We start from the raw sequence: 12,119 nt of genomic DNA, 5'->3' as shown, positions 1-12,119 counted from the left end.
TTTGTGAGAAATTTTTTGCGAAACTTTCCAGCGGGTGAGTGTCCCATCGTTTCGATCAGCGGTCAAGCCAAAACCGCTTGACCGCTGATCGAAGCGATGGTGGTTTTAAACCGCTGAAAATTCGCCAAAAAAATGTGAGTGGAGTGGATCACGAGACCTGTAATGCCCGCTGCTCCATCTGATTTGGCGTCAAATAGCCGATGCTGCTGTGGATGCGGCTACGATTGTAGAAACCTTCGATATACTGGAAGAGCGAACGATGCGCTTCATTGTAATCGCGGTATTCTTGTGGATAGACTTCTTCTTTTTTGATGCTGGCATGAAACGACTCGATCCCTGCATTATCGTAAGGACAGCCTTTACGACTGAATGAATGCGCGATACCAAGCGACTCCAGCTTTTCTTCGTATATCTTGCTGGTATATTGCGAACCCTGATCAGAATGCAAGATCAAACCGCTGCCTGATGCTTGATTCAAAAGCGCGTTGGTTAAGGTATCCATAACCAAATCTGTCGTCATCTGCTTGCCGAAAGTCCAGCCGATGATTTTCTTTGTGTGCAGATCTTGGATCGTTGACAAATAGCACCAGCCGTCCAATTTCGTATGAATATAGGTAATATCGGTGACCCATTTTTGATTCAAACCAGTTGTCGTAAAATCTTGCTTCAATAAATTTTTCCGCTGTGTATCGTCTTTTTCAACCTTGACCGGACGCCATTTTTTAACAGTGATGGAACGCAGACCGAGTGCTTTCATGCGTTTTTGAACACGTTTCAAAGAAATCATTTCGCCGTCTTGCCGCAATTTTTGCCAAATTTTGGGTGCACCATAGCGGCCCTTGGCTTCCCAATAGATCGTTGTGATCAAGGTATCCAAGCGTTTCGTTTCGATATGATGGTTGGAAGGTTTGCGATTGATGCGCTCGTAATAGCTGGAACGCGGAAGATCCAGTACTGCACACATGTTTTTGACGCTGTGAGCGTCGCTGTTTTCTTCGATAAATCCGATTACTTCAGTCTGGTCTACTTTTGAGCGAATATGGTCAAGGCCTTTTTTATGATGGCGTTCTCTTCTTTCATTTTTGCCAATTCTTTTTTCAAAGTGATCATCTCGGCCTCTGACATGCCAGTCTCACTGTTTTTAGCATAAAGCTTGATCCAGCGGTAGATTGTTTGTGAGGCAATCCCATATTCACTTGCCAGCTGTTCCACCGATTGACCAGATTGGTGCAGCTCAACGACCATTTTCTTGAAGTTTTCATCATATCTTTTTTGATGCTTTGTCATTTTGACACGTCCTTTTCTTAGTAGTTAAATTCTACCAAAACGTGTCCATGAAATCATCCTAACATCATTCCTGACACTATTGTTGAGCGGGGATGAACCCTTCATCACTGAATTCGAGACAATTTTCTCGCTTAGACTCTTCTGTATCCGCATAATCGGTGATAAATCCGTTAATATGAAATGCATATAATTCGTAGAAGCTAGTTGCCAGCGTTTCTCAAATACACTTTTTTTCATCCATACTTAATCCCCCTCCTCAATTTTTTTCTTAATTCTGAAAAGCGTACTTCGACTGAAACCGGTTATGGATTCAACCTCTTTATATGATTTTCCTGAAATAAGAAGTTCATATGCGTGCCGTTTTTTTGGAGTGATTGTAGCTTTCGGACGTCCTTCCTTAAAGTTCGGGTTATTCTTTCTTGCAAACATTTTTCCTTCTTGCGTACGTTCTACGATCATATCACGTTCCATTTCTGCTACACTCAATAACGTTCGTGTAACCATTCGACCCATCGACGTATTTTCGATTGTTCCAAGATTCAATACCTTGATCGTGACGTTATTATCGAGTAAAGGTTCAATGATATCCAAAGCTTCTCTCGTATTACGCGCAAAACGATCAAGTTTAGTAACAACGATTTCGTCTCCAGGCTTCAGACCAGCCAACAGCTGATTAAACTTTGGCCGATCTCGTTTTGTACCTGTAAATTTTTCAGAGAAAATATTCTTCATCTCAACACCGTTCTCAAGCAACTGCTGAATCTGTTCCTTTGTACTTTGAGAAGCAGTTGAAACACGCGCATAGCCATATTTTGTCATTTAATCCACCTGCTCTTACAATTCATCGATCGTATACTCCGAGTAACCTTCATAGAAATAGCTGACATCGATTCCTTTCATATATAACTCGCGATCGTCAATTTTATCAGTCAGAGCGTTAGAAATTAAATAGCGTATTTCTAAGTCATTTATTGGACTGCGCTCCATTGCGGAAAGATAGTCTGCTTTATCGATTAAGTTCCAGTCGACAACTTTTTGCAATACTTCTTTCAAAATGAGATCCAGCCAAATTCTAGTGCTTCGTCCATTTCCTTCACGAAACGGGTGAGCGATATTCATTTCCACGTATTTTTTAATAATCTCGTCAAAAGAAGTTTGCGGCATTTGATCAATATGCTTTAACGAATGTTCCAGGTACATGACCGGTGCAAATCGAAAATTTCCTTTTGCGATATTGACCGTTCGAATTTTTCCTGCAAAATCGTAGATTTCTGAAAAGAGAAAATCATGAATTTCTGATAAGCCTTTAAACGTGCCGACTTCGATTTCATTTATTTTCCCCGAATCGTATAATTCCTTCGCTTTTTGCTTACTGAGTTTTTCTTCTGCTTTTGCCAACTCAACTTGATTGGTTAAACCCAATTTATTCTCTAAAATCATACAAAATCCCCTTAACTTTATGACATAAGTTTCTGAAACGATCTCAAGCCTATTATATCGCGAATTTAATCATGTGTCAAAAACTAATTAAGTTTCTGACCCTTTTGTATTAAACTTGAAAATAGAAAGCCATATTATTCTCATCTATTTTTGTCTTAGCGGCACAATGAATTGACAATATCAAGAGCACCATATCCTAACAAAAAAGAGAACAATAATTGTCCTCTTTCTAATTAGATCTTTATAAATGTAATTAAAGCAGCGATTCCTGTTAGGACTGCAGGGACGAACATTACGTATGTTGATTCAATTACGTACGCATCTACAAGGTATCCTTGCATTACAGAAAATGCAAGAACTGAAATGATATTCAATATAGTAATTATATAAAGCAAGTAATTTTTATATTTTTCTCGATTATTATCCTTTTTATAGACTATAAGTAACAAAAACACTTGTAGCAAAAATGGGACAACAGTAAGAAAAAACACGATATTTTCTAACATCAATCAACCTCTATTCTAAAAAATTATTTATGCTACCAATTTGATCGGTATAAGATAAGCGCTCTTTAGTTTTCATATTTACTATAGTTGGAACTTCGGTTATCTCTAACTCATTAATATACCATAAAGTAGAAGGATTAGTTTCTTTTGTGTCCGTATCTATAATCAAGAATTTTTTATCTTCATATTGAGAAGATAAAAATAGTTTAGGAGCAAATGCATTGCAATACGGACAAGATTCTCTTCGCTGCATGTGTCGTTCCAGCTAAATGGATCCTTCCTGATTTTTGATCAGCTGATCCTCCTTCTCTTGTGAGAGGAAAAATCTTTTTGGTACCTGACCCTCTAAGATGTCCGACAATAAATACACGATCTCTGTTTTGGGCGACAAACTCTTTGCTGTTAAACAGTTGCCATTCCACGTCATACCCCAATTCATCCAGGGTTCGGAGGATCGTCTCAAACGTAGCCCCTCGTTCATGGTTGAGGAGTCCTTTGACGTTTTCAAGGTATAAAAGCTTAGGTCGCAAGATAGATGCGAAGCGTGAAATCTCAAAAAAGAGAGTTACTCTAGTATCTGAAAAACCTTTTCTTTTTCCTGCAAGGCTGAAAGCTTGGCACGGAAATCCTCCCGTGTTAATGTCCACACGTCCGATTCCTCGAATAAATCCATCTGAAAGTTTTGTGATATCATGCATTTCTACCTCCTGTTTTGTGTCAAAAATTGATTGATAACTTTTTCTGGCATGGCCGTCGATCTCACAATACCCAACTCATCGGTAGCCAGCTTGTTCCATCCCTAAACGAAATCCTCCGATTCCTGAAAAAAGATCTAAAAAGGTGCCTTTATTTTCTGTTGTACCATTTCCCATTGTTCACTCAGTTTCTTCATGCGCATGAAAGGTATTTCAAGTACCTGATGGATTAAGAATACCGAGAAAAAGGATGGTTAAATTGAGGAACAATGGTGGTACTTAAACCTTTTTTAAGAAAGAAAAGCGATCTTTTTTGCCCTCCACGTTCCAGCCGCCTCCACAACTTAGGAGGGCAAAAAAAATAGACGTGCAAGGCACGTCTGTAGAGCAAAAGGTTGATATTTCACTGAAATCTTGCTATAATTACTATGTAAAGAGGAGTTGCGTAAACAACTCCCCTACAGCACCGTTTAAGACGGTGGCCAGTTTAAATTATTTTTTTAAAAATAATCGTCCTCCGGCTAAAGTTGACGGTTATTTTTTTGCACTCTTTTTTCGTTTCTTCTTGCTTTTACGCTTAGAAGAACGAGTGTTTATAATCGTATCTGCTAGTTTCACACATGCTTCGATTAAACCAATGAAGGCTAATAAAACAGGCGCTATTGCTAACAAAATGCCGATTATATCCACATCTTGCAAAAGGCTACTCCTTTCTTCAGATTTCGATAGTACATTCATAATGCACCACCTCACTTTCGAAAAAAAGCGCCACCGTCACAAACTTTACTGTACTCATATTATACCATAACTCACGCTAAAAACCTATATTTATCAAGGCTTTTAGCGTTTTTTTATGTCTAAATCCAAGCGAAAGGCTTGTTCCTTCAGTCGCTCCAGCCACCACCACCGCTCCTTTAGAAACCGTGTTGTGGACACAACCCGAAGTGATCGATAGAAAAAAAATACCAGGATCAGGCAGAGATCTCTTGTTCTTTTAATACCAGGATAGACAAAGCATTCGCAAACTGCAGTAAGCTGGATTGAGAATCATCGACGATCACATTTTTCTGATAATGGATCCGATCGCTCACAAGATTGATTGATAATCCGTAGACAAAACGCATCAAAAAAATCTTTCGTCTCCGATCGGTGATTTCTGGTTTATATGGATGGCTAATGGCCGTCAGACCCAAAGAAAACAAGTGGTGAAAGTAAAGAAACTCTTGTTTGAACTGCTGATTTTCTTGAACAAAGCTAGAGTGTTTGATTTCTGGTATATCTTGGTCTAAGAGCGAATACGTTGAATGGATCGGCGGCATTCTCGTCAATCCCATCCTTTCTCTTGAAACAAGATAACTAACAAGAATAAGCAAGTGGACGGATTTATAGTCCACTTGCTTGTTCGATAAATTTATTTGATATAAATATATTGATTCGGTATAATTTTCACAATATTTAAACTTTTCAAAATATTAAATGTTCGGGGGAGAAATTCGAAAGAAAGGAGTAGATATGAAAAATATGAAGCGCTCAAAAAAATGGTGATTGTAGTTATTTTGTTTTTTGTGGTATTAATTGGGGGAGTTACAGGATTTACTACAGTTCAAAAGAATAAACTCTCTGATTTATATTCACAAGTTTCTACATGGGAAAAAACTGGGAGAACGTATACTACCAATGAAAATGGTATTGGGTATTCTGTTGTTGAACTTAGTACTGAAAATATATTTGAAGTGCCAGCCAGTCTTCCTATTACAGCTACAGATTATGAAAATGGCATATTAGTTGATTACGATGGAAATGACAATGATTTTCAAGTGACATGGACAACAAGCGGAAATATCAGTGAAACGGTACACATGGATTCGAGTTTTAACGTTATAGACGAAACAACTGGAAAAACAGTTTCTAGTGAAGATATAAAAGTTGTAAAAAATGTTTTTACTAGTGCGAAAGATAAGTGGAATCAAATCAATCAAAATTAAAAATAGTTAGGCGTATTGTGCATGAAAAAATAATTGTTTTTATTGGGAGTAGTTGTGTCTTTGGGTGTATTGTTTTCTAAAAATGTTGAAGCTTCAGAAACAAAGGTTGCTACTATTGACAATGAAACGGTAGTTTTAGAAAAAGTTGAAAACTTAGAAACAATTAGCTCGATTTTAGAAGAATATGGTTACTCGACAGAAGAAGTTGGATCTGTATATAAATATACTGTTGAAGATCCTATACCAGTTTTTAATCGCACACGTGCTTACAGAGTGGATGTCCTATTTGCAGCTTATAGAAAGCATAAAATTGCTACAGGAGCAGCAGTCGGGGACTATTATAATAAGCGCTATAAGGCTTTAAATGTTTGAAATGGTTATGAATGGGTAAGTGGGTATGCAGTTTATGTCAAGCAGGTAAGCACGACAGAGGAAGTTCTGGATCATATTCGAGTTTTTATAAGACATGGTAATAAGCCATCAAAAAAAGTGATTCTTGAAAGGAAATAAGAGGTATTTAGAAATGAAAGTATTATTAGGCTCACACGTAGACATTCTATTTTTAAACGATAAAATAGAAAATATTAGAGGTACAGTAATAAATATTTTTGAAGATTCTATGAGAGTAGAAGTTGAAACAACAAAAAAGCATTTAATCATATTGAAAACAGCAATCGCAACAATAACACTTTTGGATTAACTCAGTTATTTTAAATATAGTTAACACAAGACGCCCGTCAATCAAACGATTGACGGGCGTTCTTTGTGATTTTCAATTGGTCTAGCTATGTTGAAAGCCTAAAACGTCGGTAAATCAAGCTTCTTCTCTTTGGGTCTTTTGTGAAGAAACCGGGGGGACGAGTTGGAACGGTGTTATGTTCCAAGCTGGACTCGTCGCAAGATAAGCGAAATGTTGCTTTTCTAACAAGCGTAAAATGCAGCGGACTTGATCCGCTGTTTTGTCGGACGTAATAGCCAGGCATTCCACAAAGTCAGCAGGCAAGGAGAAAACGGAACGATTCGCTGTCTGCCAGCCGCTGACGATCGTGGGATCAAATTCATACCGCCGACAAAAATCACTCACCGACAAACCAAGGTGCCCCACGATATACGCAGTAATCGGATAGCTGTCAACATAAGCTGAAAACGACATACACAATTCATCCTTTCAACACTATCTTAGAGTTCACGGAAAAAGTGCCACCACTTCTTCTGTCTTTCTTGTTTCGGTCGCATGACTTCATTTTCAGGAGTAAATTTCCCTTTATGTTCTGTGGGGCTCTCATAACCACTCTGAGACGTTTTAAAATTTTTGGTATTATTGTGGGGTTCTTTGTTTAAATCTTCTGAAAAATGTTCCTGCGACGTCAGAAGCAGTATTTGTTTGTTCCCTTGCAAAGTTAGTTGTTGTTGCTGATCAAGAAGTTTTTGTTGTTGGACTAATAACGACTGTAGCTGATCAATTTGTGCGTCCTTTTGTTGCAACTGTGCAAACAACTTCGTTTCTATACTGTCAGAGCTTGCTGCGTCAGGAAGTTCGAACGCTTCAAGCAACTCAGCACGTCCTAGCTTGTCAGCAAGGTGCAACACTCCCGACCACAGAACTGTCTTATACCCTTGGCTGTTTTTGGCAAGGTATGTTGGCTCTAGGTTGTCAGCATGTTTCCTCATAGCTTGTCTGCTGATACCAAAAAGTTCAGCAAGTTCTTTTACTGTCAACATTTGTTTTGGTTATCTATCCGTTGTCACAAGGGTGTCACCTCGTTTGTTTTTCTTTTAGTATATAGGAATCCGATCTAATAAACGAATTTCAATAAGATCCTTTCTAATCAATTAGAAAATATTTTTCAAAAATGCATATGAAAAAAATATAATAAGCAACTATTTAGAGATTAGAGAGAAAAATGAACGCTAATAGTTTTTATCACTAATCGGTCGTAAGGTCCATGGTTTTCCATCCAAATTATGTTTTAATAATATTAAAATCATTTATGGAGAATACTTAGTATGAAAATAGTGAAGCGTATTTTATTAGCTGTAGTGACAATATGTGTTTTATTTTTAGGGATTATCTATTTTTTGGGGTATAAATTAAACATATATTTAGTACCACCATCCCCTCAGAAGTATGTACAAGTTGCCCTAAATAACATGGACGAACTTGGGCTGTTCACTGACTCAAAAGAATGGGTAGAAACTAAAAAAAATACGATACAAGAAACATCAAATGCTAAAGATTATGCAGAAACAATCCCTAATTTAAAAAAGGCGATTAAAGTTGCAGGAGGCAAGCATTCGTTTATTGAAGATGAAGAAAATATGTCAAAAAAAAGTATTGAAGAATATGTAAAACCCAAGGCAGAAGTCGAAAATGATATTTTAGTATTAACTATTCCTGCATTTACTGGAAGTGATAAAGAAGCCGAAGAGTATACTACTATTTTAGAAACGGCATTGCATAAGAAAATTTATAAGTCCGTAATTGTTGATTTATGTGGAAATACAGGAGGAGATATGGCTCCTATGATATTAGGTCTATCTGCCATATTACCAGATGGTAAATTATTTAGTTATGTAGATAAAAACAACGATTTAGAGCCTGTAACTCTTAAAAGTGGCGAATTAAACAGTAACATCTCAACAATAAAAATAAGTGATAACAAAAAAATAAAAAAAGTGCCGATTGCCATATTAATAGACAGTAATACAGGGAGTTCTGGCGAATTAACCGCTTTGTGCTTTAAGGGGATCCCTAATGTTAAATTTTTTGGGTCTGATTCAGCAGGTTACACTTCTGCCAATCAAACTGTCTATTTATACGATGGATCGACATTACAAATAACTTCTGCTTTTGTAAAAGACAGAACAAATAAAATTTATAAAAATGTTCCTATTAATCCAGATGTTCGAACAAATAATAGCAAAAGTTCTGCAATAGAATGGATAAGATCTCAATTAAAGTAAAAAAAACTTGCAAAGAAAAATCTTTGCAAGTTTTTTTACTTTGCTACTTGTGCTTTTTTCTTGCGACATGAGTAAATCCAATACTTAACCACCCGAAAAATAACACTAACCAAATTGTACTATGTCTTGCTAGAAATGCGATTAAACTTAAAATAGCGACAATAAAATATAAAAACTAATCATATTTTGAAAAGAATTTACCCATAACTATTCCACATTAAAGTTATATTTTCTATAATATATTCTCTTTTCTTAATGTTGGTCTATCAGTTTTTAGTTTTAGTATACGTGCAGCTGCTGTGTCAGGAACTTCGAACGCTTCAAGCAACTCGAGACGACCTAGCTTGTCTGCTGATACCAAAAAATTCAGCAAGTTCTTTTACTGTCAACATTTGTTTTGGTTATCTGTCCGTTGTCACAAGGGTGCCACCTCGTTTGTTTTTCTTTTAGTATACATGAATTCGCTTTGCCAAGCGAAACCGATTGAATGCAGCAATCAAAGTAGAGGAACATGCAGTAAGAAAACTACATGTTTTCTTCTAGTAATTTTAGTGTATAGTCGTCCGCTATGATCTCACCTTGCATGATCAGCAGTAAATGGTCGAAAGGGATTTTTGTGGATTTACTAAGTCGGTTCAGTTCTTCCTCACTCTTGATCCTTTCATAAATTTTTTTGGTTCGCTCGATTCGATCCCATTCTGTATTGGTCAAGTAGCGGGAAAGTTCATAGGTTAGCCGAGAATCCTCTGCACCGTGCACAAGATCAACTCCTCTTTTTATGGATTATTATAAAGGCAATAGAAAATAAAGAAACAACTGATCACTTGAATTGTTCATGTTATACTCGTTAATGGCAACTGCCCCGTAAGGGGGTGTAAATATGCTGGAAACTTTAATATCGCTGATTATCGCTCCACTATTCGTGGGTCTAGTACTCTTACTAGTTGATCGCTGGCTAGACGATTAGCCGATAGTCGAAGTAGTTGCCTTCTGGCCCCAACGCTGGAGTCGCAACAGCGCAAAAAAAGCCCTCCTATTCGCAGTAGGAGGGCTTTTTGGTGTAAACATGCTTGTTCTTTAATATCGCTTCGCACATTTATTATAGCAAGAAATTTGGAAAAAATCAAAATGCAGCAATCAGTACCAGTCATTTTTTCGTTCTGAAATTATTTGGAAATTGATATCGAAAAGGTAGGTCACATTTTCAACTTTCTATGGTCGAAAATGTGACCTACCTTAAAATTGACCAATCCCATGCAGCACTAACGTTTTACTGACCTCGTTACATGTAGGAAGTTGTTTTCTAACCCCCCTATTAGTAAATGGGGGTCACGGCCACTTCAGCTCGCACAGCAAGCTGAAGTGGCCCAGAAAGGCTACAAGGATTTTTTGCTAGCGCAAAAATCCTACAGCGTCTGCACAGCAAACGCTGTACGCCATTTCTCTTTTTTATCATAACGAAAGTAAACTATTTTGCAAAGTTTTTTCTCTCTAGCTAATAAAAAGTTTTGTAAAAAATGATCAATGATATCTACGCTTCAACCCTTTACTTTAAATGAGCCACTCGTTTTAAAATCATAAATCATTACACAATCTGCTTCTATATTTTCTTTGAGAAGAGGGTTTCTTTTTTTGTTTGTTTCTGCGTTGATTGCACGTAGTGTAATAAGGTCTATCTCTTTTTTTAATGCGCTACTTAATTTACTTTTTAACCGAATCACATCAAATATATTGTGGAGCAAAGACCCTTCACCGTCGATTAAAATATCTAAATCACTGGTTTCTGTTGCTTCGTTTCGAGCGTATGACCCAAACAAAAAAGCTTTTTTTATTTTCCATTCTAAAAATATTGGTGTACATAATTTTTGAATGTCACTAATTGTATAAATCAACTAACCGAACTCCTTGTCTTCAATTTGAATATTAAAATAAAAATGAAAAGCGACAATTATACTCACCGTTTAGGAAAAAATATTGATAAAAAAGTGAAGGAACAGGTAAATCGATTGCTTCTTTTAGATCAAAAAAGGGAAAGAGCATAAGGTAAACGCACCACTCTCAGGTTGAAAGTGGGAAAATAGGCTGTGCCTATTGCGTTTTGAAGAAAATGAATGTGATACCACAGCATAGTTTTTAGCAGTTGTCAGGGAGTTGTTCAGAGACTACTCAAGTAGTCATTTTTGCGAAAAGTAGTCTCTAGGTACCACCATCGATTGTCCTTTTTGAAAGACAAATTTTTACAAATACTTCGCAATCAGATCATTGTAAGTGAGCGATTCTGAATTTAGTTTTTCTTCTTTTGCTTTCTCTTTTTGATTATTAACGGGTCTTTTTTGTGATTTATTTTTTGCTTTTTTTCGCCGACTATTCGCCCATTTTCCTCTTTGTTGTGCCTTTACTTCTTTGTATTTTTCAGAATTTTCGAGATCAAAAATATCGACGTCCATCGTTTCCGCAAAACTATTTGAATAAATTAAAAGTTCATCCAAACGGTTTAAAAGTGCCCGCATTTGGATATTTTCTTTTGTCTTTAATCGATACAATTCCAAAATAATATAGCGAATTAAGGCACTATCCGTTGCTGAATCTTCCACTGCTAACAGTTCTTTTAATTCTTCTAATGCTTCTCTATGTTCAGGATCAATATAAATTTGCAGCCGTTCCTTTGTCATTTGTTTTCACTTCTTTCAGTCTGTTTATTTTTTAGTCGTATATTTTGCTACTTCTTAAGTATAATAAATATAAGCAATTAAAATATTCAGAAACAACGGTGCATATAATGTTAGTGGGTTTTGGTTGTGCTAAATACTTTATATAAATCTTCATATTGTATTATCCCCCTCTATTTGTAACAACCGTCATGCATTTTACGAGCTTTATCTAAATGATCAATAGGATTTATCTTATTTATTCCCTAGTCCATATTGTTTTTCATATGATATTCTAGATAGTCTAAATTATTAGTATAGTGAAGTTTATTCTCTTCTTTACTTCTATTTACCGCCTCACCTATTGTATTAATAAATCTCGATCTTGGTTAACAAGATCATTTTTTAAAACCAAATATATATCCTGATTTCAATCACTGACAACACATAGATTCTTCTTCTCTAACGAATCTATTATAAATTGAGATAGTTCATAATCGCTAGATATTAATTTATCCACTGTCAAATTTGCTGGATTAGATACTAGTATTATAAATGTATTTTAAAGAAAACTAGTGTCTTCTTCATAACTAT

16 protein-coding genes and 1 pseudogene are annotated in these 12,119 nt (G+C 36.3%); 5 read left to right on the top strand and 12 right to left on the bottom strand.

All coding sequences use genetic code 11. The features are described 5' to 3' along the window. Nucleotides 1-148: 148 nt before the first annotated feature. The 7 genes and pseudogenes from CUS89_RS12600 to CUS89_RS12560 form a co-directional block, all read right to left on the bottom strand. Nucleotides 149-1,287, bottom strand: a protein-coding gene (locus CUS89_RS12600) for an IS3 family transposase (protein WP_258082426.1) whose coding sequence is annotated in 2 segments (ribosomal slippage) — nucleotides 149-1,059 and nucleotides 1,059-1,287 — 1,140 coding nt in all. Because the reading frame shifts where the segments join, the coding sequence is not laid out codon by codon here. Between the two features lie 243 nt (nucleotides 1,288-1,530). Continuing rightward, nucleotides 1,531-2,106: a recombinase family protein gene (locus tag CUS89_RS12590; protein WP_104872376.1), complete on the bottom strand. Its 576-nt coding sequence runs from the start codon at nucleotides 2,104-2,106 to the stop codon at nucleotides 1,531-1,533. Between the two features lie 15 nt (nucleotides 2,107-2,121). Then, the gene (fic, locus tag CUS89_RS12585; protein ID WP_104872375.1) at nucleotides 2,122-2,727 is read right to left on the bottom strand and encodes a protein adenylyltransferase Fic; all 606 of its coding nucleotides are present in this window, start codon (nucleotides 2,725-2,727) and stop codon (nucleotides 2,122-2,124) included. Between the two features lie 516 nt (nucleotides 2,728-3,243). Beyond that, on the bottom strand, nucleotides 3,244-3,486 hold the full coding sequence (locus CUS89_RS12575; RefSeq protein WP_181055372.1) for a hypothetical protein: 243 nt from the start codon (nucleotides 3,484-3,486) through the stop codon (nucleotides 3,244-3,246). Between the two features lie 34 nt (nucleotides 3,487-3,520). Beyond that, a pseudogene (locus tag CUS89_RS12570) lies at nucleotides 3,521-4,105 on the bottom strand (DNA cytosine methyltransferase); the annotation flags it as partial. Between the two features lie 357 nt (nucleotides 4,106-4,462). Further along, nucleotides 4,463-4,666 (bottom strand): hypothetical protein, encoded by a 204-nt coding sequence (locus tag CUS89_RS12565; RefSeq protein ID WP_010750032.1) that lies wholly within the window; start codon nucleotides 4,664-4,666, stop codon nucleotides 4,463-4,465. A gap of 233 nt (nucleotides 4,667-4,899) precedes the next feature. Continuing rightward, nucleotides 4,900-5,262, bottom strand: a complete 363-nt coding sequence (locus CUS89_RS12560) for a transcriptional regulator (protein ID WP_258082425.1) — start codon at nucleotides 5,260-5,262, stop codon at nucleotides 4,900-4,902. A gap of 204 nt (nucleotides 5,263-5,466) precedes the next feature. Between CUS89_RS12560 and CUS89_RS12555 the strand changes: the two genes are divergently transcribed. From CUS89_RS12555 to CUS89_RS16140, 3 genes are all read left to right on the top strand, one after another. Then, nucleotides 5,467-5,913 (top strand): hypothetical protein, encoded by a 447-nt coding sequence (locus CUS89_RS12555; protein ID WP_181055371.1) that lies wholly within the window; start codon nucleotides 5,467-5,469, stop codon nucleotides 5,911-5,913. Nucleotides 5,914-5,973: 60 nt separating this feature from the next. Continuing rightward, a complete protein-coding gene (locus CUS89_RS16415) occupies nucleotides 5,974-6,285 on the top strand; it encodes a hypothetical protein (protein WP_258082424.1) in 312 nt (103 codons plus the stop codon). Nucleotides 6,286-6,436: 151 nt separating this feature from the next. After that, the gene (locus CUS89_RS16140; protein WP_181055370.1) at nucleotides 6,437-6,613 is read left to right on the top strand and encodes a hypothetical protein; all 177 of its coding nucleotides are present in this window, start codon (nucleotides 6,437-6,439) and stop codon (nucleotides 6,611-6,613) included. Between the two features lie 114 nt (nucleotides 6,614-6,727). Here CUS89_RS16140 and CUS89_RS12545 read toward each other — a convergent pair whose 3' ends face one another. Both CUS89_RS12545 and CUS89_RS12540 read right to left on the bottom strand, forming a co-directional pair. Continuing rightward, on the bottom strand, nucleotides 6,728-7,066 hold the full coding sequence (locus CUS89_RS12545) for a hypothetical protein (protein WP_096741274.1): 339 nt from the start codon (nucleotides 7,064-7,066) through the stop codon (nucleotides 6,728-6,730). 26 nt (nucleotides 7,067-7,092) lie between these two features. Next, on the bottom strand, nucleotides 7,093-7,635 hold the full coding sequence (locus CUS89_RS12540; protein ID WP_258082423.1) for a helix-turn-helix domain-containing protein: 543 nt from the start codon (nucleotides 7,633-7,635) through the stop codon (nucleotides 7,093-7,095). Between the two features lie 285 nt (nucleotides 7,636-7,920). On the opposite strand from CUS89_RS12540, the gene CUS89_RS12535 reads away from it, so the two are divergent. After that, nucleotides 7,921-8,877 carry a S41 family peptidase gene (locus CUS89_RS12535; protein WP_104872372.1) on the top strand — a complete coding sequence of 319 codons (957 nt, stop codon included), beginning with the start codon at nucleotides 7,921-7,923 and terminating at the stop codon, nucleotides 8,875-8,877. Between the two features lie 525 nt (nucleotides 8,878-9,402). Here the strand turns inward: CUS89_RS12535 and CUS89_RS12530 are convergent. Next, on the bottom strand, nucleotides 9,403-9,636 hold the full coding sequence (locus CUS89_RS12530) for a hypothetical protein (protein ID WP_028791077.1): 234 nt from the start codon (nucleotides 9,634-9,636) through the stop codon (nucleotides 9,403-9,405). A 121-nt stretch (nucleotides 9,637-9,757) separates the two neighbouring features. On the opposite strand from CUS89_RS12530, the gene CUS89_RS15975 reads away from it, so the two are divergent. Next, nucleotides 9,758-9,844, top strand: coding sequence for a type I toxin-antitoxin system Fst family toxin (locus tag CUS89_RS15975; protein ID WP_115224856.1), 87 nt, complete (start codon nucleotides 9,758-9,760; stop codon nucleotides 9,842-9,844). Nucleotides 9,845-10,415: 571 nt separating this feature from the next. Here the strand turns inward: CUS89_RS15975 and CUS89_RS12525 are convergent. Next, nucleotides 10,416-10,769, bottom strand: coding sequence for a nucleotidyltransferase family protein (locus CUS89_RS12525; RefSeq protein ID WP_104872371.1), 354 nt, complete (start codon nucleotides 10,767-10,769; stop codon nucleotides 10,416-10,418). A gap of 345 nt (nucleotides 10,770-11,114) precedes the next feature. Further along, entirely contained in the window at nucleotides 11,115-11,549 is a 435-nt protein-coding gene (locus CUS89_RS12520) for a hypothetical protein (RefSeq protein WP_104872370.1), read from the bottom strand. Nucleotides 11,550-12,119 lie beyond the last annotated feature (570 nt).

This window comes from Enterococcus mundtii, from assembly GCF_002947535.1.
GTDB classification, from domain to species: Bacteria; Bacillota; Bacilli; order Lactobacillales; family Enterococcaceae; genus Enterococcus_B; species Enterococcus_B mundtii_B.
Note: the sequence above shows the minus strand (reverse complement) of the source record. Positions and strands in the feature narration are given on the sequence as shown.